This is a genomic window from Aeromonas sp. S15(2024) (assembly GCF_041402265.1).
GTDB classification, from domain to species: domain Bacteria; phylum Pseudomonadota; class Gammaproteobacteria; order Enterobacterales; family Aeromonadaceae; genus Aeromonas; species Aeromonas dhakensis.
The window spans coordinates 120,718-141,204 of the sequence record NZ_JBGLQY010000008.1 but is presented as its reverse complement, the minus strand read 5'-3'; the positions used below and the strand labels follow the sequence as shown (position 1 = coordinate 141,204).

Genomic DNA, 20,487 nt, shown 5'->3' with positions numbered 1-20,487 from the left:
GCCAGGCCGCATCTTGTGAGGGATATCCCCTCTTGTCACCCCATCAGTAGCGGAACTGTGAGACCAGCTTGCGCAGTTTGTCCCCGGTGCTGGCCAGATCGCGGGTGGTGCTGTTGGATTCGACCGCCGCGTCGGTCAGCTCGCTGACGATCTGCTGAATGGCCACCAGGTTCTTGTTGATCTCCTCGGAGACAGCATGCTGCTCCTCGGCGGCGGTAGCTATCTGGATGTTCATGTCGTTGATGGTGCTGACCGCCATCACCATGCTGTCGAGGGAGGTGGCGATGTGGCTCGCCTCCTGCACCGTCTCCTGGCTGCGATCCTCACTCGCCTGCATCACGTCAACCGCCTGTTTCACCCCGCCCTGTAGACGCTGCAGCATCTCGTTGATCTCCTTGGTGCTCTGCTGGGTGCGACCGGCCAGCGAACGGACTTCATCCGCCACCACCGCGAAGCCGCGTCCCTGCTCGCCGGCCCGGGCCGCCTCGATGGCGGCGTTGAGCGCCAGCAGGTTGGTCTGCTCGGCAATGCCGCGAATGACCTCCACCACGGATCCTATCTTGGCGGTCTCCTGCGCGAGCTGCTCGATGACGCCGGAGGCGGTGTGCACCTCGCCCACCAGCCGGTTGATGCTGTTGATGGCGGTACCCACCACGCCGCGAGCGGCATCGGATTCGCGCGCCGCATCGCTGGTAGCGGTGGCGGCGTTGGAGGCGCTGGCCGCCACTTCCTGGGCGGTGGAGCTCATCTCGGTCACCGCGGTGACCACCTGATCCGTCTCCCGGCTATGGCCGTGCATCTGATGATCATAGTGCTCGCTCAGGTGGTGCAGCTTCTCCACCGCGCTGAACAGATGGTTGCTGGTCTCCCCCACCTGGCTCACCACCGACTGGATCCGTGCCACGAAACGGTTGAAGGCGGTGGCCAGCTGACCGATCTCGTCATGGCTCTGCACCTTGAGGCGCTGGGTCAAATCCCCCTCCCCGTCAGCGATGTCGTTGAGGGCCGATACCGCGTCCGCCAGCGGCCGGGTGACCCGGTTGCCGATCACCACGGTGGCGGCCAGGGTCACCCCCAGAATGACCAGGATGAGCAGCACGCTGCTCTGCAGCGAGTCACGCATGTTGCTCTCGCGTACGGTGCGCAGCGCCGCCAGCTCGTTGTCGATGTCGTCGATATAAAAACCGGTGCCGATGATCCACTGGTACTTGTCGAGTACCAGGTTGAAGGAGAGCTTGGGGGCGTCCCGACCGATGGAGGGCTTGGCAGTCCAGTATTCGGAGAAACCATCCCCCTGGCGCGCCGCCTTGACGATCTCTTGGATCAGCAGCTTGCCCTTGGCATCCTTGTCCTGCCAGCGGTTCTTGCCCTCCATCTCGGGACGGGGCGGCAGGAGTATCGCCGTGCCCTGAAAGTCGTAGACGAAGAAGTAACCGTCGCTGCTGTAGCGCAGTGGACGCAGCATCTCGATCACCTGCTTGCGCACCGCCGGGCTGTCCGGCTGGCTGTAGACGGCATCGATGGCCGTCTTGGCCAGCATCAGATAGCTGCTGAGTAGTTCCTTGCGATCCTTGATCGCATTCTCCCGCGCCACCACCAGATCGGCTTCCAGATCACTCTTTGCAATCATGTAGTTGCTGAGGTTGACCACCAGGGCCATCAGGAGCACGGGGACGGCTCCCAACAACAGGATTTTCTGCTTTAGCGTCATCTTTTACATCCTTGCAGCTGTTTTTATGAGTGTTCCGTTCCTACCAGACCAGTATAGGATGCTGGTCGACGGGGACCCGCTTTCGCTACAATCCCCGCCCTCTATCTCTATCGACTCAGATGGCCAGTCACATGAACAAATGCCCTTGCGGTTCAACTCTTTCTCTCGATTTGTGCTGTGGATCACTGCACCAGGGGGCCGCCCCCCAGACCCCGGAGCAGCTGATGCGCTCGCGCTACAGCGCTTTCGTGCTGGGACTGGGGGAGTATCTGGTACACAGCTGGCACCCTGACTATCTGAACGGACTGACCGCGGAGCAGCTCTCCCAGACCGACACCCAATGGGACGGGCTCGAGATCCTCGCCAGCCAGGGCGGCCCCGCTGACACCCTTGGCATGGTGGAGTTCAAGGCCTGGTTCATGGAGGGTGAAGAGCGCCACTGCCTCCATGAGCGATCCCGTTTCGTGCGCCATCAGGGGCGCTGGGTCTACACCGACGGCGAGCAGGATCCGGCGCCGCTGCGGGTGGGACGCAACGACCCCTGTCCCTGTGGCAGCGGCAAGAAGTTCAAGAAGTGCTGCGGCTGAATGCCATGTTGACAGAGGGGGCCCAGCGGCCCCCTCTACTGTTATTAGAGTGTGACAACAATCACGATTTGCTCATTGACACCCCCACCAATGAGCGTTTGCGAACATTAACTTGGCCCATATCAAACATTTCTGCCCAGAGACAGGCCACACTGGCACCATCTGGAAGAGATGAGACGGGCAAGAATGAAAAGAATAACCACACAAGTCGTCATCATAGGGGGTGGCGCCACCGGAGCCGGCATCATGCGCGATTGCGCACTGCGCGGCATCGACTGCATCCTGCTTGAGCGGGACGATATCGCCGCCGGCACCACGGGCCGCAACCATGGCCTGCTTCACTCCGGCGCCCGCTACGCGGTGACGGATCAGGAGTCCGCCCGCGAGTGCATTCAGGAGAACCGCATCCTCAAGCGGATCGCCAGCCACTGCGTCGAGGACACCGGCGGCCTCTTCATCACCCTGCCGGAAGATGACATCCATTTTCAAAATACCTTCATGGACGCCTGCGCCCTGGCGGGCATCGACGCCCGCCAGCTGGATCCCGCCGATGCGCTGCGCCTCGAACCCAACGTCAACCCCGCGCTGATCGGTGCCATCCAGGTGCCGGACGGCACGGTGGACCCCTTCCGCCTGGCCGCCGCCAACGTGCTGGATGCCAAGGAGCACGGCGCCCGCATCTTCACCCACAGCAAGGTGCTGGGGCTGCTGCGCACCCAGGATCGGGTGCACGGGGTCAAGGCCATCAACACTCGCACCGGTGAAGCGTTCGAGGTGGAGTGCCAGGAGGTGATCAACGCCGCCGGCATCTGGGGCCAGCAGATCTGCGAATACGCCGATCTCGGCATCCGCATGTTCCCGGCCAAGGGTTCCCTGCTCATCATGGATTACCGCATCAACCAGCTGGTGCTCAACCGCGCCCGCAAACCGGCGGACGCGGACATCCTGGTGCCGGGCGATACCATCTCCCTCATCGGCACCACGTCGAGTCGCATCGATTACCACAAGATTGACCAGCTCACCGTCGAGCCCGAAGAGGTGGAGGTGCTGCTGCGCGAAGGGATAAAACTGGCCCCCATCATGGCCCGCACCCGTCTGCTGCGCGCCTATGCCGGGGTTCGCCCGCTGGTGGCGGTGGATGGCGACGAGTCGGGCCGCAACATCAGCCGCGGCATCGTCTTGCTGGATCACGCCGAGCGTGACGGCCTGCAGGGATTCAACACCATCACCGGCGGCAAGCTGATGACCTACCGACTGATGGCCGAATGGGCCACCGATCTGCTGGCCAAGAAACTCGGCAACAGCAAGCCGTGCCGCACCGCTGAACTGAGCCTGCCCGGCTCGCGGGATCCGGAGAAGGTCTCCGCCCCCGGTCTCTCGGTGCCGGCCGAAGGCTCGGCCCAGTACCGTCACGGCGAGCGGGTCATCGCCTTTTTCCGCGACAATCCCAAGGCCAACGCCCTCATCTGCGAGTGCGAGATGGTGACCGCGGGTGAAATCGAATACGCCCTGCGCGAGCTCGACGTGGACAACCTGGTGGATCTGCGCCGCCGCACCCGTCTGGGCATGGGCCCCTGTCAGGGGGAGCTGTGCGCCTATCGCGCCGCCGGCCTGATGCAGGAGTACGGCAAGGCCGACGGCCGCCAGGCCTGCGTCATGCTGCGCCAGTTCCTGGAGGAGCGCTACAAGGGCACCCGCCCCGTGCTGTGGGGCGATGCCCTGCGCGAAGCCGAATTTACCTACTGGATCTACGAGGGGCTGTTCGGCCTTGGCGAGTGGACGGCCCCCCACCTGGTGGCCGAGCCGTCCCTCCCGCAGGACGCCAGCACCGCCAATCCCACCAAGGAGCGCAGCCATGAAATTTGACAGCATCGTTATCGGCGGCGGCATGGCGGGCCTCTCCGCGGCCCTGCGCCTGGCCGAGGCCGGCCAGAAGACCCTGCTGATGGCCTCCGGCCAGAGCGCCCTGCACTTCTCCTCCGGCTCGGTGGATCTGCTGGAGAGCGAGGGAGATCCCCGCACCGCCCTGCCCGCCTTTATGGCAGCCAACCCCGAGCATCCCTACAGCAAGGTGGGACTGGCCCATATCGCGGCCAGCCTCGATGATCTGCAACGTCACTGCGCCGCGCAGGGCTTGCCGCTGTTTCGCCAGGAGCGCAACCACCAGCGGCTGACCCCCATCGGCACCCTGAAATCTACCTGGCTCTCCCCCGACACCTGCGCCTGCGTGACCGATACGCCGGCCCCCGACGCCATCCTGCTGGCCACCCTGGAGGGATTTCGCGACTTTCACCCCGAGCTCGCGGCGGCGAATCTCGCGACCCACGCGCGCTTCGCCCACTGCCGCATCCTGACCGGGGAGATTCGCCTGCCCCAGCTGGCCGAGTTCAGCCGCAATCCCCACGAGTTTCGCTCCGCCGACATCGCCCGCCTGTTTGACAAGCAGGGCAATGGCCAGCATGACCTGCTGACGGATCTGGCCCGCGAGATCAGCCGCATGGTGCAGGAGAGCGGCGAGCCGCGATGCCGTCACCTGGTGCTGCCCGCCTGCCTGTCACTGGGGCTGGTCGGCCCGCGCCTGACGGAGCTGGAGCAGCGCACCGGCTGCATCATCAAGGAGGTGGCCACCATGCCGCCGTCGCTTATCGGCATGCGGATGCAGGAAGCCCTCAAGCGCCGCTTTATGGCCCTTGGCGGCACCTTCCTCACCAGCGAGCGGGTGCAGGGCGCCCGTTACGACGGCGATCGGGTGATCGGTGTGCACAGCCAGAATGGCGACGATCAACTCTTTGAAGCGGATAACTTTGTACTCGCCTCCGGCAGCTTCTTCAGCCGCGGGCTGGAGTCGCGCCTGCGCGGCATTCGTGAGCCCATCTTCAACGCCGACGTGCTGAGCCTGCCCGAGCGCGATGCCTGGGCCGGCCGCCGCCTGTTCGACCACCACCCCTTCATGGGCTTCGGGGTCAAGACCGACGACAAACTCAGAGTGCTGCGTGGCGGCAAACCGCTCGTCAACCTCTACGGCGCCGGCAGCGTGCTGGCGCACTATGACCCCATAAAAGAAGGGTCAGGGTCAGGCGTGGCCGTTGCCACCGGCTGGCAGGCTGCCGGTCACATTTTGAGTTCAGCCCAATGATGATTTCGACCCATATCCCGTGCCTTCACACCCAACGGGAGGAGAACTGACATGCTACTGGATCATGCCAACCAAACCTTCGATCAGTGCATCAAATGCACCGTCTGTACCGCCTACTGCCCGGTGGCCAAGGCCAATCCGGCCTACCCAGGCCCCAAGCAGGCGGGCCCGGATGGTGAGCGGCTGCGCATCAAGAGCCCGGAGCTCTTTGACAGCGCCCTCAAGTACTGCACCAACTGCAAGCGCTGCGAGGTGGCCTGCCCGAGCGGAGTGCGCATCGGCGACATCATCGCCAAGGCCAAACACCAGTACAGCGGCTTCAAACCGGGGATCCGCGAGTTCGTGCTCTCCCACACCGACTTGATGGGCAGCATGTCCACCCTGATGGCCCCGGTGGTCAACTTCACCACCGGCCTCAAGCCGATGAAGCTGGTGCTGGACAAGGCGCTGGGGGTCTCCTCCCACCGCGACCTGCCCAAGTACTCCCAGGGCACTTTCCGCGGCTGGTACAAGAAACAGAAAGCGAGTCAGGCCCGCTTTGCGCGTCAAATCGCCTACTTCCACGGCTGCTACGTCAACTACAACCACCCGCAGCTTGGCAAGGAGCTGGTGCAGGTGCTCAACGCCATGAACATCGGCGTCCAGCTGCTGGAGCGGGAGAAGTGCTGCGGCGTGCCGCTGATTGCCAACGGCTTCATGGACAAGGCCAAGCAGCAGGCGGCCTTCAACATCCAGCAGTTGGAGAACACCCTGCTCGGCAACGAGATGCCGCTACTGGCCACCTCCTCCACCTGCGGCTTTACCCTGCGCGACGAATATCCCCACCTGCTGGAGCAGGACAACCACAAGGTGCGCGATCGCATCTCGCTGGTGACCCGCTTCCTGTGGAACGAGTTCTACCAGGGCAACAAGCCGGCGATGAAACCGCTCAATCTGCACATCGCCTACCACACCCCCTGCCACATGGAGAAGATGGGGGGCGTCATCTATACCCTCGAGCTGCTGCGCGCCATCCCCGGGGTCAAGGTGACGGTGCTGGACTCCCAGTGCTGCGGCATCGCCGGCACCTACGGCTTCAAGTCGGAGAACTACCAGACCAGCCAGGCCATCGGCGAGGGGCTGTTTGATCAGATAAACCGGCTCAAGCCCGATCTGGTCATCACCGACTGCGAAACCTGCAAATGGCAGATCGAGATGAGCACGGCGTTTTGCTGCGAACACCCCATCCACCTGTTGGCCCAGGCACTGGCCTGATCCCCTTGCCACGCCCAGCCAGACGGCCCGCTCGGCAAAAAAGCCGACAAGCAAACATCAAATGGAAAAAGAGCCGGCAATTGCCGGCTCCTCTTATTGGATAATTCTATTGGGTCATCACCCGAATGAGCCATGCCCTCAATAGGCAGCCCATTGATTGAATCCGGCTACCGACGGCCACATCGCCTCCCCTTTAGCACCACCCACCTAGCATATTTATTCATATTAATTTTATTATCCCCAAATAGATAGAAAACCGGCCGCGTTGAGGACGTCCCCTTGCCGGACGCGGGCTGGCGGGCAACTGTGCCCACTGTCGCCAGGCAGCGGCGTTAACAATGGTGCAATAAGTTGAGTTTCCTCATAATTTAACCGGGATCTCATTTCCGCTTGTTGCCTGCTCCGCCAATTGATCTAGCGCAATCCCGCTCCCGATAAATCATCATTCGTTTTACCCATTTGGTAATATCCAGCTCGAGCAATCGCATAAATACATGGGTTTTATTCACTAATAACAATTAATCGGCCTGCCTGCTCCTGCCTTGTGCGGGGGCTGATGCCCAGCTCCAGGATGGAACGGTCAGGCTTGGCAATGAGATCGATTTGGGAGTGATGATCGTGAGTTCACACAACAGACAGACCAGGCTGGGCCTCGCCGCCTTGCTGCTTACCACCTGCCTTGGCACCAGCGGCTGGGCACAGGCGGCCGACGAAGCTCAGCCCAAGGGCAAAGTAGAGGCGCGCAGCGAGCTGTTCGCCAAGGATCACGCCGATCAGTTCAGCAGCTGGAAGGCGACCGGCGAGAGCCGCGAGCGCACCGATGCCCTGGCCGAGGACCCCAACATGGTGGTGCTCTGGGCCGGCTACGCCTTCGCCAAGGATTACAACAAACCCCGCGGCCACTTCTATGCGCTGACCGACGTGCGCGAGACCCTGCGCACCGGCGCCCCCAAGAGCGCCGAAGATGGTCCGCTGCCCATGGCCTGCTGGAGCTGCAAAGGCCCGGACGTGGCCCGCGTCATCGATGAAAAGGGTGAGGATGGCTACTTCAAGGGGATGTGGGCAAAAGGCGGACCCGAGATCGTCAACACCATCGGCTGCGCCGACTGCCACGACACCGCCTCGAAAGAGTTCAAGGAGGGCAAACCCGCCCTGCACCTCTCCCGTCCCTATGCCGACCGGGCCATGACCGCCATTGGCAAGCCGTTCAAGGAGCAAGGGCGCTTCGATCAGCAGTCCCAGGTGTGCGGCCAGTGCCACGTGGAGTACTACTTCAGCGGCCCCACCAAGGCGGTGAAATTCCCCTGGGACAAGGGCACCACAGTGGAGCAGATGGAGCAGTACTACGACGAAATAGGCTTCGCCGACTGGACCCACGCTCTCTCCAAGACCCCCATGCTCAAAGCCCAGCACCCCGAGTACGAGACTTGGCGCGCCGGCATTCACGGCCAGAACAACGTCGCCTGCGTCGACTGCCACATGCCCAAGGTGCAAAACGAACAGGGCAAGGTCTACACGGATCACAAGGTGGGCAACCCCTTCGATCGCTTCGACCAGACCTGCCGCAACTGCCACACCCAGAGCAAGGAGATGCTGCAAGGGGTGGTCAAGCAGCGCAAGGATGCCATTCACGATCTCAAGATCAGAGTCGAGAAGCAGCTGGTGCACGCCCACTTTGAAGCCAAGGCCGCCTGGGATGCCGGCGCCACCGAGGCCGAGATGAAGGACATTCTGCAGGACATCCGTCACGCCCAGTGGCGCTGGGACTTCTCCATCGCCTCCCACGGGGTGCAGATGCACGCCCCGGAAGTGGCGCTGCGCATGCTGGGGACCGCCCTGGACAAGGCCGCCGATGCCCGCACCAAGCTGGCACGCCTGCTGGCCGCCAAGGGGCTCAGCCAGGAGATCGCCATTCCTGACATCTCCAGCAAGGAGAAGGCCCAGGCCGCTCTTGGCATGGACATGAAGCAGATGAACAGCGACAAGGCCCAGTTCCTCAAGACCACAGTCCCCGCCTGGGATGCCGAGGCCAAAGCGGCCGGACGGCTCGCACAATGACGAGGCAGGCGGGCCCGCAGTGTCGGGCCTGCCGCCGGATGGAGGCTTCCTATGGGTGATTTAACGATGGATTTCTTACGACTGATGCTGATGGCAGCCATGCTGCTGACCAGCCTGCAGGGCCAGGCCGCCGATGCGGCAACCGCCCCGGCACCGACTACACATGAAGTGGAATTTCTGCGCAGTGCCGACAAGGCCTGTACCGACTGCCACAAGGAGCAGGAGTACGGCATGCACGGCAAGCATGGCCAGGCGACCAACCCCAACAACCTGGCGCCGGTCACCTGCACCAACTGCCATGGTCAGCCCTCCCCCCAGCACCGGGAAGGGGTCAAGGACGTGATGCGCTTTAGCGACAGCTTCAACAACAAACAGAGCACCGAGAGCTACCCCATCGCCGAGCAGAACGGGGTCTGCATGAGCTGTCACGAGCCCAAAGTGCTGCGCGAGGCGCTCTGGGCCCACGACGTGCACGCCACCAAGCTCACCTGCACCAGCTGCCACCAGCTGCACCCGGCCAAGGAGCCCATGGTGGCAATTCCGGAGAAGTCCCGCATCAAGCTCTGCGTCGACTGCCACAGCAAGCAGCATGAGGCCGTCAAGGCGGCCAAGGCGAACATCACCTCGGGCAAGGAGGCACAATGAGCTGCTCTCGCCGTCACTTCATGGCGGGGATGAGCGCGGGGGCCCTCATCATGATGACGGGGGCTGCTCGTGCCACCACCCTCGCCCACAGCCAGACCATCGACGGGGTCCGCTTTGGCATGATCCACGACGAGACGGCCTGCATCGGCTGTACCGCCTGCATGGATGCCTGCCGGGAGGTGAATCAGGTGCCAGAGGGGGTCTCGCGCCTCGAGATCATCCGCTCCGGCCCCATCGGTGAATTTCCCGATGCCGAGTACCACTTCTTTCGCAAGTCCTGCCAGCACTGCGACAACGCCCCCTGCGTGCACGTCTGCCCGACCGGTGCCTCCCATATCCGCAAGGAGGATGGCATCGTCGACGTCAACCCGGATCTCTGCGTTGGCTGCATGTACTGTCTGGCCGCCTGCCCCTATCAGGTGCGCTTTATCAACCCTGTGACCAAGGTTGCCGACAAGTGCGACTTTTGCCGCAAGACCAACCTGGCGGCGGGCAAGGAGCCGGCCTGCGTGGAATCCTGCCCCACCAAGGCGCTGGTGTTCGGCAATCTGGATGACCCGGACAGCCCCATCGCCAAACGGCTGGTGAAGGAGACCACCTATCGCTACAAGCAGGCACTCGGCACTTCGCCCAAGATGTACCGCGTGCCCAAAGGGGAGATAAAGTCATGACGATGCAAGCGGCATTTCACTTCCCTTCACTTGTGTGGGACTGGCCGATCGCCATCTATCTCTTTCTGCTCGGCATCTCCGCCGGGGCCACCACCCTATCGGTGCTGCTGCGCCGCAAGGGGGCCGGCAGCGAGAGCGGCATCATCAAGGCGACCGCCATTCTGGCGCCGGTGAGCGTGATCCTGGGGTTACTGATCCTCATCTTCCACCTGGCCCGCCCCTGGACCTTCTGGAAGCTGATGCTCCACTACCAGTTCGACTCCGTGATGTCGATGGGGGTCATGTTGTTTCAGATCTACATGGCGGTGCTGTTCGCCTGGCTGGCGGTGGTGTTTCGCTCCGAGATCGAGACCTTGCGCCGTCACCTGCTGCAAGAGAAGTTCGCCTTTGTGGATGATCTCATCGCTTGGCTCGCCCGCATCGAGCGGCTGCTGGCGCCGCTCTTGCTGCTGCTTGCCGTGCTCTTGGGGGCCTACACCGGCTTTCTGCTCTCGGCGCTCAAGACCTATCCGCTGTTGAACAACCCTGTGTTGCCGGTGCTGTTCCTCATCTCCGGCGTCAGCTCCGGCATCGCTTCCACCATCTTGCTGGCGGTGACGCTCTTCAAGGAGAACCATCACAGCCAGGGGGTGAGCTTTGTCCACCGCTTCGAGCGGCCGGTACTGGCGGTGGAGGTGTTGCTACTGGTTTGCTTCTTTACCGGCCTCTACTTCGGTGGCGGCCAGAAGGAGGCCGCCATGTGGGCCGCCATCGGCAGCGGCTTCTGGGCTCAGGTGTTCTGGTTCGGGGTGGTGGGCATCGGCATGCTGCTGCCCCAGTTGCTAGCCCTGCTGGCTCCCGCACCGCTGCGGGCCAAAAACGGCTATCTGGTGCTGGTCTGCAGCCTGACTCTGGTGGGGATACTGCTGCTGCGTTACTTCGTGCTCTACGCCGGCCAGATGACGGTAGTTTAAAGGTATGATCACCAGCGCCAGCCACCCTCGGGTGACTGGCGCTGGTTTGTTGCTGGCCCAATGAATTTCTGGTGATGCCACACCCGTTGCTTGGCAATGTTTTCCCCCAAAGGGAGACGATGCGGCGTGTGTGGCATGACATGAATGACATCAAAGATTGAAACGGAGGTTGTGTGCTGGCGGAGCTCGGCTATCTCTCACTGTTGCTGGCGACCGGGCTCGCCCTGCTGCAAGGGCTGCTGCCCTGGCTGGGGCTGCGGCTCGCCTCACGCCCGCTGCTCGGCTGCGCAACACCGCTGGCCCTCCTGGTCGCGCTCCTGCTGTTGGCCTCCATGCTGCTGCTCGCCAACTGTTTTGGCCAGGATGACTTTACCTTGGTCTATGTGGCCCAGCACGCCAACAGCGCCCTGCCCCTTGGCTTCAAGCTGGCGGCCGTGTGGGGCGGCCACGAGGGCTCCATGCTGTTCTTCGTCTTTGCGCTGGGGCTGTGGGGTGCGCTGGTGGCCCTTTGTTCCAGGCGGGTCGATCCGCTGATCACAGCCCGGGTATTGGCCATCATGGGGCTGATCGTCGGGCTGTTCGGCCTCTATACCCTGATCTTCTCCAGCCCGTTTGACCGCCAGTTCCCGGGACCGCTGGAGGGGCGCGATCTCAACCCCATGCTGCAAGATATCGGCCTCATCATCCACCCGCCCCTGCTCTATCTCGGCTACGTCGGCTTTGCGGTCAACTTCGCCTTCGCCATGGCGGCACTGCACTCGGGCAGGCTCGATGGCGCCGTGGCCCACTGGAGCCGCCCCTGGGCGCTCGGCTCCTGGGTATTTCTCACCGCCGGCATCGTGCTGGGGTCCTGGTGGGCCTATTACGAGCTCGGCTGGGGCGGCTGGTGGTTCTGGGATCCGGTGGAAAATGCCTCCCTCTTGCCCTGGCTGCTCGGCACCGCCCTGCTGCACGCCCTGGTGGTGTGCGAGAAGCGCGGCGCTTACGGCCACGCCGTGCTGCTGCTCTCCATCTTTACCTTTTCGCTGAGCCTGCTCGGCACCTTCGTGGTGCGCTCCGGGGTGCTCACCTCGGTGCACGCCTTTGCGGTCGACCCCAGCCGTGGCCTCACCCTGCTGTTGCTGCTCGGCTTGCTATTGACCTGCGCCCTCACCCTGTTTGCCCTGCGGGCGGACATTCGCGCCCCCTATGCCCGCTTTGGCTTGCTGTCAAAAGAGGGGCTGCTCGGCGCCGCCATCCTGCTGCTCAGCGTGGCCTGCGCCAGCGTGCTGCTCGGCACCTTCTACCCTATGGTGTTCCAGTCGCTCCATCTGGGCTCGCTCTCGGTGGGCGCCCCCTACTTCAACACCCTCTTCGTGCCCCTGGCCCTGGTGCTGATGGCGCTGATGACCCAGATCCCCCGTCTGCGCTGGCAGAGGCTGGCCAGCCGCTCCCGCTGGCGCTGGCTGTTGCCGCTGCTGCTCGGCGTGCTGGGAGGCGGGCTCCTCAGCCTCGCCTATCGGGGACAGGGAACCGCAGGCTGGAGCGGCATCCTTGCCAACATGGTCGGCCTCTGGCTGGTGGCGAGCCTGCTGCTCCCGCTCTCCCGACCGGCCGCCCTGCGCGAGCTTACCCTCAACCGGCTCGGCAGCCTGCTGGCCCATCTCGGGGTGGCGGTGTGCGCCCTCGGCATTGCACAGGTGAGCCACCACAGCCAGGAGGGGGGAACCGTGCTCGCCGCAGGCCAGCCCTATCGACTCGGCACCTTCGAGTTTCGCTACGAGGGGAGCGAGCCGCTGATCGGCCCCAACTACACCGCCGAGCGCATCACCCTCAGCGTGCACAAGGAGGGCCAGGAGGTGGCTCGCCTTATGCCAGAGCGGCGCCACTACAGCGTGCGCACCATGAACATGAACGAGCCCGGCATCGCGTGGGGAATGCTGGGCGATCTCTACGTGGTGCTCGGCGAGAAGATGGGGCCCAACGCCTACGCCATGCGCCTTCACCACAAGCCGCTGGTGCGATGGATCTGGCTCGGCGGCCTCCTGATGATGGCGGGGGGCGCCCTGCGCCTGCTCGCCCGCCGCCCCTTGCTTGCGGCCCGTCCGGCCCCGACCACAGCCCCCTGCCCCCGGCTCGAACAGGAGTCACTATGAGATCCCGCCTGCGTCTCTTTCTTCCTCTCGTGCTGACCCTGGGCCTCGGCGCCCTGCTCTGGCTCGGCCTTGGCAACAACCCCTACGGCCAGGATGAGGCCGTCGCTGGGCGCCCCCTGCCGGCCTGGCAGAGTGAGAACTTGCTGGGAGGGGCGGCCATTGACACCGCCAGCCTGAAAGGGGAACCCTTTGTGCTCAACGTCTGGGCCAGCTGGTGCCCCAACTGCCGCGCCGAACATCCGCTGCTGGGTGATCTTGCGGGCTCCGTGCCCCTCTACGGCCTCAACTATCGGGACAAGGGGGATGCGGCCCGCGCCTGGCTTATCCAGGCGGGCAACCCCTACCGCGCCGTGCTTGCCGACCCGGACGGCAAGCTGGCCCTCGAGCTCGGCGTCTATGGCACGCCGGAGACCTATCTCTTTGCCGCCGACGGCACCCTGCTGACCCGTCATACCGGCCTGCTCACCCGGGAGATCTGGCAACGCCAGTTTGTGCCCCTGCTCGCCCAAGCCCGCGCCGACGCCAGGACGCCCGCCGCCACCCCATCGGCGCAGGAGCCTCAGTCATGACGCCCCGCCACCTTGGCGGCGTCTTGCTGCTTATCTGCACGCTCCTGAGTGCCGGCTCCTCTGCCAGCGGGGTCGACACCTATGAGTTTCGCCACCCCGAGCGGCAGGCCCGCGCCCAGGAGCTGGCCCGCGCCCTGCGCTGCCCCCAGTGCCAGAATCAGAACCTGGTGGAGTCCAACTCCCCCATCGCGCGGGATCTGCGCCTCGAGGTCTACCGCTGGGTGGACGAGGGACAGTCTGATGAGCAGGTGATCGCCCGCATGACGGCGCGCTTCGGCGACTTCGTGCGCTATGACCCGCCCCTCAAGGCCAGCACGGCGCTGCTCTGGGGTGGCCCCGCCCTCTTGCTGTTGTTGGCCCTCAATCGCCTGCGCAGGAGTCTGCATCGCCGGCAACCGGCGCGGGTACCGCTTGTCGGCGACAGAGCAGAAGGGATGCTCGCCCACGACCCCAGGGCCGAGCTGAACCGGCTGATCATGGCCGAGCAGCAGGCGGGGCTTGCCCCCCACAGCCGCCTCTACCGGGAGCTGGAGCTGGCCCGTCTCGCCAACGCCACCCCACCTGCCGAGCAGGCCCTGCGCGACCGGCTGACAAGAGATAGCACCGCCCGTCCGCAGCTTAGGCTGCGCTCCTGGATACTACTTGGGGCCCTGCTGCTGGCGCTGATGGCCGGCATCTATGCCGGCACCGGCCGCTATCAGGCGTGGCAGGCTTATCAGTCGCGCCCCGATCCGCTTGCGGGATTGAGCCCGCGGGATCTGCAGGACAAGGAGCTGGGCGCCCTGCACCAGCGCCTGCAAGCCAACCCCGCCGATCTCGACGGCTGGGCGGCGCTCGGTCAGTTGTATTTGTATCGGGACGAGTACGCCAACGCCCTGCTCGCCTACCAGCGCCTCGCCCTGCTGGAGGGGGGCGCCAGCGCGGCGACCCAGGCCGCCCAAGCCACCGTGCTCTACTACCAGGCGGGTCAACAGCTGACCCCGGAGGCGCAGCGCCTGCTCGATAGTGCGCTCAAGCAGGACAAGGGTGAGGTGAGTGCCCTGATGCTGCTCGCCTCCGATCACTTCCTGCACGGTCGCTACTCCCGGGCCATCGCCCTCTGGCAGCAGTTGCTGGACGAGGAGCGCCCCCGCATCAACCGGGCCGCGCTGATCGAGGCGATCCAGACCGCGCGGATGATGGGAGGCTGACCGCACGCGTGACGGGGGCTGAATGCCCCTGTCACGTTGGGCCCGCAAAAACGCCGCCGGCAGGGAAATCACTTGCCAACCTCCCGTCGGCGGCCGAACAATAGGCGTCCATTGAACCTGTTATTGGAGCCTATCCCATGATCCCCATTCGCTGTAAAACCGTCTCCGGTGTCGCCCTCTCAACGATTGATGGTGAAACAAAGCTGCTGGTGATGAAACGCGTAAAGGGCGGTTTCTGGTGCCATGTGGCGGGCACGGTCGAGGCGGGGGAAACTGGCTGGCAGACCATTATTCGCGAGTTTGGCGAAGAGACTGGTATCAGGGTTTGCGAATTATACACAGCCCATTATCTGGAACAATTTTACGAAAGCGCTTCAAATACGGTGGAGGTAGTGCCGGTCTTTGTGGTCTATTGCCCGCCCAATCAGGTGGTCACCCTCAATGATGAGCATACCGAATATCGCTGGTGCACCTTGGCCGAGGCCAAGGCACTGGTGAGTTTCCCCGGCCAGCAGGCACTCTATGACCATCTCTGGCACTACTTTGTCGAAAACAGCCCCTCGGCGCTGATGCGGGTAGCCATGACGCCATAGCGCGTGAATGCCAGGAGCCCTCTCGTTATCTTCTTGATCCTGTGGTGATCCGCTGCCGGCCATGGCCGCCATCAGCACATGTTGCCCCCCTGAACAGGCCGTTTTCAACAGAGATGATCACCAGGAATGAGTGAAGATAGGGACGCAGGCAATAGAGACCGCTAAAAGATCGATCATCTGACGGCAAGAGGGCGCCACCAGCCGCACACCGCAGCCATGTTTCTCACGCCGACCAACCCTATCATTACTCGTATGAAGCCGCTCATAGCGCTCATTACCGTTATTTCAAGGTGCGCCATCCCATAAAATTGAAATATCGGGCCATTAGACGTTGTGAAGCGTCAATTACCGTCATATAACTTAGCCAAATATCCCTGTCAGCCGTACGGTAGCGTCAAATCATGATTACTCGCCCTTTTCTTACCCTGTTGCTCGGTGCCTTCCTCGTTCCCGTCAGCATGGAGAGCGCCCAGGCCAATCCGTTTTCAGCCCAGTCCCACTCCCCCAACAGCTTTCTGGAGCAGCGCAACGATCTGGCGCTGAGCTCCGCCGCCTTCGTGGTGGCCAACCCGCGCACCGGTGAAGTGCTGTCGGAGCGCAACGCCAACCGGGTGATGCCGATAGCCTCCATCACCAAGCTGATGACGGCACTGGTGGTGCTCGATGCCAACCAGCGTCTCTCCGAGATGCTGACCGTTACCATGGCTGACGTGGACAGACTCAAGGGCACCGGGTCGCGGCTGGCGGTGGGCTCGCGCCTGAGCCGGGCCGACATGCTGCACATCGCCCTGATGTCGTCGGAAAACCGCGCCGCCTCGGCCCTGGCTAGAAACTACCCGGGTGGCCAGCGCGCCTTCATCGAGGCGATGAATGCCAAGGCCCGCATGCTCGGCATGTGGAGCACCCAGTTCTCCGACAGTACCGGGCTCACCCCTCGCAACGTCTCCAGCGCCCACGATCTCGCCAAGCTGGTGGCGGCGGCATCCACCTATCCGCTCATTCGCCAATACTCCTCCACCGAGGAGCGCATGGTGCGCAACGGCAAGCGCCAGCTGCACTACCTCAACTCCAACCGGCTGGTGCGCGAAGGGAGCTGGCCCATCTCCCTCTCCAAGACCGGCTACATCCGCGAGGCGGGGCGCTGCCTGGTGATGGCCACCCAGATCAACCGCGAGCCGGTGATCATGGTGCTGCTCAATGCCGATACCCCCAACGCCCGGGTGGCCGATGCCAAGCGGATCAAATCCTGGCTGGAGACTTCCGGTCGCATGAGCCTGACCGCCCAGTCCAGCCCCCGGAACAAGCTGTTCAGCAGCCAGTAAGGCTCCCGGCAATGATCGTCAAAAAAGCCCCCGCACCAAGGTGCGGGGGCTTTTGTTGTTGAGCCTTGTGGCCAAGCCTGCTGGCTACGGCGCCGACGTGCTGGCGATCAGATCGGCGTGAGCCGCGCGGTGAAGTGACGCAGCAGCGGCGGCTCGTAGTCAAAGGTGAGACCGCGAATGTCGCTGGCCCGCGCTTTCACCGCGATCAGGCAGTCGGCCACGTAGTCCATGTGATCCCGGGTGTAGACCCGACGCGGAATGGTGAGTCGCAACAGCTCAAAGTCCGCCGCCTCCTGCTTGCCGGTGACGGGATCACGCCCCAGCAGCAGGGAGCCTATCTCCACCCCGCGCACACCCCCTTCCAGATAGAGCTCGCAGGCGAGCGCATGGGCCGGGAACTGCCCGGCCGGAATATGGGGCAGCAGCTTCTTGGCGTCCACAAACACCGCATGACCGCCGGTGGGAGTCTGGATGGGGATGCCTGCCTCGGCCAGCCGTTCGCCCAGATAAGCCACCTGACTGATGCGATAGGTCAGATACTCTTCATCCATCCCCTCGCGCAGGCCGATGGCGAGCGCCGCCATGTCCCGCCCGGCAAGGCCGCCATAGGTGACAAACCCCTCCATCGCCACGCAGCGCACCTGCACCGCGCGAAACAGGTCGAGATCCTCTTTAAAGCAGCAGAGCCCGCCGATATTGACCAGCCCGTCCTTCTTGGCCGACATGGTGAAGATGTCCCCCAGCGCAAACATCTGGCGCACTATCTCCTGGATGCTGCACTTGGCATAGGCCGGGTCCCGCTCCTTGATAAACCAGGCGTTCTCGGCAAAACGGGCGGCATCGATCACCACCGGAATATAGTGTCGACGGGCCAGCTCGGCGACCGCCTCCATATTGGCCATGGAGACCGGCTGGCCACCGGCGCTGTTGCAGGTGACCGTGATGATGATGCCGGCCACATTGTCGGCCCCCAGGGTTTCGATGGTGTCACTCAGGCGAGGGAGATCAAAATCCCCCTTCCAAGCGTAGGGGGCCGTGGTGTCGAGGGCTTTCGGGGTGAGCAGGTTGATGGCCCGCGCGCCGGCCAACTCCACGTGGGCCTTGGTGGTGTCGAAGTGGTAGTTGGAGATAAAGACCGGCGCCTTGCCCTGGCAGCGCTTGACCAGCTCCGGGAAGAGGATCTGCTCGGCCCCGCGCCCCTGGTGGGTGGGCATCACATGCTGGTAACCAAAGATCTCGCGCACCGTGCGCTCCAGCTCGACGAAGTTGCGGCTGCCCGCATAGGCCTCATCCCCCATCATGATGCCCGCCCACTGACGATCGGACATGGCACCTGTGCCACTGTCGGTCAGCAGATCGATGTAGACATCCTCGGCCAGCAGCAGGAAGGGGTTCCAGCCAGCGGCCTCGAGGGCGGCGCGGCGCTCGGCGCCAGTGGTCTGTTTGATGGGCTCGACCATCTTGATACGAAACGGTTCGGGTATACGACGCATAAAAGACTCCTCACCGGCGCAACGCCAGTGTGTTTGAAATTGGAATTGGTAAAGAGGCCGGGGCGATCAGGGTCGTCCGGCTGACAAATTCAAACGGCGGCTGCCGCCAATCAGCGGTGAGGAAAGTCGAGGGTCAGAATGGGATCCCGGGTGTACCAGTGGGCGAGCAGGCAAGCTGCCCGGGGCGTAGCTGTCACGATTGGCATCACTCCCCTCCATGTCGGTTGTAACCAGTCGGTGGCCAATAAGATCCATTGATGGATGCTGCCAGCAGGCAGCCTCGCCAAGTTAACAACTGGTTGCCATGCAAACAATCCGAGTGTCAACGGGTTGTGCGTCTGCTCACAAAGCGCCCACTCAGCGGACTCGATACCGGCGACAGTGATCCCCCCTGTGCCCCGCTTCGTTAAGCTGTTATCCCGGTGACTTGATCCTGTTCACGCCGCTCCTTGCCAACCATCGGAAGTCCCATGCATCGCAAAGCCCATCTGCCCGAGAAGATCTGCCCCGTCTGCCAGCGCCCCTTCAGCTGGCGGCGCAAGTGGGCACACAGCTGGGAGGCTGTGCGCTACTGCAGCGAGCGCTGTCGTCGCGCTCGTCACCACGGCCGTCAACATAATGGGGAACCAGCCTGATGGAGCTGCGCCTGGTACTTGGCGATCAGTTGAACGCCGGTCACAGCTGGTTTCGCACGCCGGATCCGGCGGTCTGCTACCTGATGGCGGAGCTGCGCCAGGAGACCGACTACTGCCGCCACCACCGCCAGAAGGTGCTGGCCTTCTTTGCCGCCATGCGCGCCTTCGCGGCGGCCCTCGGCAAGGCGGGCCATCGCGTCTGTTACCTGACCCTCGATGAGAGCGCCCGCTGGCCCGACTTGCCCAGCTTGCTGGAGGCCCAGCTCGAAGCGCATCAGGCCGACAGCTTCGCCTGGCAGAGCCCGGACGAGTGGCGCCTCGCCAGCCAGTTGCAAGCATGGGCGGCTGGCCTCGCCATCCCTGCCACCGAGGTGGAGAGCGAACATTTTCTCACCCCCCGCGATGGCTGGCAGCGCTATCCCCACAGCCGGATGGAGTTCTTCTACCGCGCCCTGCGAAAGCAATACAGGGTGTTGCTCGATGAGCGCGGCCAGCCCCTTGGTGGGCGCTGGAACTTTGATGACGAGAACCGCGCCAAACTGCCGGCGAGCCAGCCCATCCCGGCGCCCCTCACCTTTGCCAACCAGGTGAGCGAGATTGACGCCATGCTGACCCGCCACGGGGTCAGCACCATCGGTAAGGCGGATGCCAGCAAACTGCCGTGGCCCATCACCCGGCGCCAGAGTCGCGAGCTGCTGGCCCATTTTCTGACGCACTGCCTGCCGCACTTTGGCCGCTATCAGGATGCCCTGAGCGAGCGGGGCTGGAGCCTGTTTCACAGCCGCCTGTCGTTTTCTCTCAACAGCAAGATGCTCCACCCGCTTGAGGTGATCCGCGCAGCCGAGGCCCACTGGCAGGCCAATCAGGCCACCATCACCCTGGCGCAGGTGGAGGGCTTTATCCGCCAGATCCTCGGCTGGCGCGAGTTCGTACGCGCCCTCTACTGGGAGAAGATGCCCGCCTATCGGCGCAGCAATTTTCTCGGGGCCGAGCGGCCGCTGCCCGGATTTTTCTGGAGCGGCGAAACAAACATGGCCTGCGTGCGTCACGCCATTCGCCAGTCTCTGGATCACGCCTATGCCCACCATATCCAGCGGCTGATGGTGACCGGCAACTTTGCCCTGCTGGCGGGGATCCATCCTGACGAGGTGGATGCCTGGTATCTCGGCATCTATGTGGATGCCATCGAGTGGGTGGAGCTGCCCAACACCCGCGGCATGAGCCAGTTTGCCGATGGCGGCCTGATGGGCTGCAAGCCCTACGCCAGCAGCGGCGCCTACCTCGAACGGATGGGCCACTACTGCAAGGGGTGTCACTATCAGGTGAAAGCCCGCAGCGGCGACGGGAGTTGCCCCTTCAACAGCCTCTACTGGCATTTTTTATGGCGCAACCGGGACAAACTTGGCGGCAATCCTCGCCTCGCCCTGCCCTATGCCAACTGGGATGGCCAGGCCGCCGAGCAGCAGCACGCCATCCTGACGACGGCGGAGCAGTACCTGATCCGGCTGGAGCAGCTCTGACTGCCACAGCTAATG

General features: G+C 63.6%; 17 protein-coding genes. 15 read left to right on the top strand and 2 right to left on the bottom strand.

The features are described 5' to 3' along the window. Positions 1-43: 43 nt before the first annotated feature. Positions 44-1,711: a methyl-accepting chemotaxis protein gene (locus ACB033_RS16550; RefSeq protein WP_005300314.1), complete on the bottom strand. Its 1,668-nt coding sequence runs from the start codon at positions 1,709-1,711 to the stop codon at positions 44-46. A 119-nt stretch (positions 1,712-1,830) separates the two neighbouring features. On the opposite strand from ACB033_RS16550, the gene ACB033_RS16545 reads away from it, so the two are divergent. The 13 genes from ACB033_RS16545 (at position 1,831) to pbpG (ending at position 16,824) form a co-directional block, all read left to right on the top strand. Next, a complete protein-coding gene (locus ACB033_RS16545; RefSeq protein WP_308462857.1) occupies positions 1,831-2,298 on the top strand; it encodes a YchJ family protein in 468 nt (155 codons plus the stop codon). Between the two features lie 186 nt (positions 2,299-2,484). Then, positions 2,485-4,164, top strand: a complete 1,680-nt coding sequence (glpA, locus tag ACB033_RS16540) for an anaerobic glycerol-3-phosphate dehydrogenase subunit A (RefSeq protein WP_371140632.1) — start codon at positions 2,485-2,487, stop codon at positions 4,162-4,164. Beyond that, positions 4,154-5,434, top strand: a complete 1,281-nt coding sequence (glpB, locus tag ACB033_RS16535) for a glycerol-3-phosphate dehydrogenase subunit GlpB (RefSeq protein WP_371140631.1) — start codon at positions 4,154-4,156, stop codon at positions 5,432-5,434. Before glpA ends, glpB begins: the two co-directional genes overlap by 11 nt. A 51-nt stretch (positions 5,435-5,485) precedes the next feature. Next, positions 5,486-6,688 carry an anaerobic glycerol-3-phosphate dehydrogenase subunit GlpC gene (gene glpC, locus ACB033_RS16530; RefSeq protein ID WP_371140630.1) on the top strand — a complete coding sequence of 401 codons (1,203 nt, stop codon included), beginning with the start codon at positions 5,486-5,488 and terminating at the stop codon, positions 6,686-6,688. Between the two features lie 612 nt (positions 6,689-7,300). Then, positions 7,301-8,746: an ammonia-forming nitrite reductase cytochrome c552 subunit gene (nrfA, locus tag ACB033_RS16525; RefSeq protein ID WP_117404411.1), complete on the top strand. Its 1,446-nt coding sequence runs from the start codon at positions 7,301-7,303 to the stop codon at positions 8,744-8,746. A gap of 51 nt (positions 8,747-8,797) precedes the next feature. After that, the gene (nrfB, locus tag ACB033_RS16520) at positions 8,798-9,391 is read left to right on the top strand and encodes a cytochrome c nitrite reductase pentaheme subunit (RefSeq protein ID WP_371140629.1); all 594 of its coding nucleotides are present in this window, start codon (positions 8,798-8,800) and stop codon (positions 9,389-9,391) included. Further along, the gene (gene nrfC, locus ACB033_RS16515; RefSeq protein ID WP_017780081.1) at positions 9,388-10,062 is read left to right on the top strand and encodes a cytochrome c nitrite reductase Fe-S protein; all 675 of its coding nucleotides are present in this window, start codon (positions 9,388-9,390) and stop codon (positions 10,060-10,062) included. Before nrfB ends, nrfC begins: the two co-directional genes overlap by 4 nt. Then, complete coding sequence (gene nrfD / locus ACB033_RS16510) at positions 10,059-11,015, top strand: cytochrome c nitrite reductase subunit NrfD (RefSeq protein WP_371140628.1); 957 nt, start codon at positions 10,059-10,061, stop codon at positions 11,013-11,015. Before nrfC ends, nrfD begins: the two co-directional genes overlap by 4 nt. A gap of 173 nt (positions 11,016-11,188) precedes the next feature. After that, the gene (nrfE, locus tag ACB033_RS16505) at positions 11,189-13,150 is read left to right on the top strand and encodes a heme lyase NrfEFG subunit NrfE (protein WP_371140627.1); all 1,962 of its coding nucleotides are present in this window, start codon (positions 11,189-11,191) and stop codon (positions 13,148-13,150) included. Beyond that, positions 13,147-13,719 carry a DsbE family thiol:disulfide interchange protein gene (locus ACB033_RS16500; RefSeq protein ID WP_371140626.1) on the top strand — a complete coding sequence of 191 codons (573 nt, stop codon included), beginning with the start codon at positions 13,147-13,149 and terminating at the stop codon, positions 13,717-13,719. The genes nrfE and ACB033_RS16500 overlap by 4 nt, the downstream gene beginning before the upstream one ends. Further along, positions 13,716-14,909, top strand: coding sequence for a heme lyase NrfEFG subunit NrfF (gene nrfF, locus ACB033_RS16495; protein ID WP_371140625.1), 1,194 nt, complete (start codon positions 13,716-13,718; stop codon positions 14,907-14,909). The genes ACB033_RS16500 and nrfF overlap by 4 nt, the downstream gene beginning before the upstream one ends. A gap of 137 nt (positions 14,910-15,046) precedes the next feature. Then, a complete protein-coding gene (locus ACB033_RS16490; RefSeq protein ID WP_005300289.1) occupies positions 15,047-15,502 on the top strand; it encodes an NUDIX pyrophosphatase in 456 nt (151 codons plus the stop codon). 401 nt (positions 15,503-15,903) lie between these two features. Next, a complete protein-coding gene (pbpG, locus tag ACB033_RS16485) occupies positions 15,904-16,824 on the top strand; it encodes a D-alanyl-D-alanine endopeptidase (RefSeq protein ID WP_017765453.1) in 921 nt (306 codons plus the stop codon). Positions 16,825-16,931: 107 nt separating this feature from the next. Here the strand turns inward: pbpG and ACB033_RS16480 are convergent, their stop codons facing one another. Continuing rightward, a complete protein-coding gene (locus tag ACB033_RS16480) occupies positions 16,932-18,317 on the bottom strand; it encodes a tryptophanase (protein ID WP_371140624.1) in 1,386 nt (461 codons plus the stop codon). A gap of 470 nt (positions 18,318-18,787) precedes the next feature. Between ACB033_RS16480 and ACB033_RS16475 the strand changes: the two genes are divergently transcribed. Both ACB033_RS16475 and ACB033_RS16470 read left to right on the top strand, forming a co-directional pair. Next, positions 18,788-18,952 carry a DUF2256 domain-containing protein gene (locus ACB033_RS16475; protein ID WP_371140623.1) on the top strand — a complete coding sequence of 55 codons (165 nt, stop codon included), beginning with the start codon at positions 18,788-18,790 and terminating at the stop codon, positions 18,950-18,952. Further along, a complete protein-coding gene (locus ACB033_RS16470) occupies positions 18,952-20,472 on the top strand; it encodes a cryptochrome/photolyase family protein (protein ID WP_267999522.1) in 1,521 nt (506 codons plus the stop codon). The genes ACB033_RS16475 and ACB033_RS16470 overlap by 1 nt, the downstream gene beginning before the upstream one ends. Positions 20,473-20,487 lie beyond the last annotated feature (15 nt).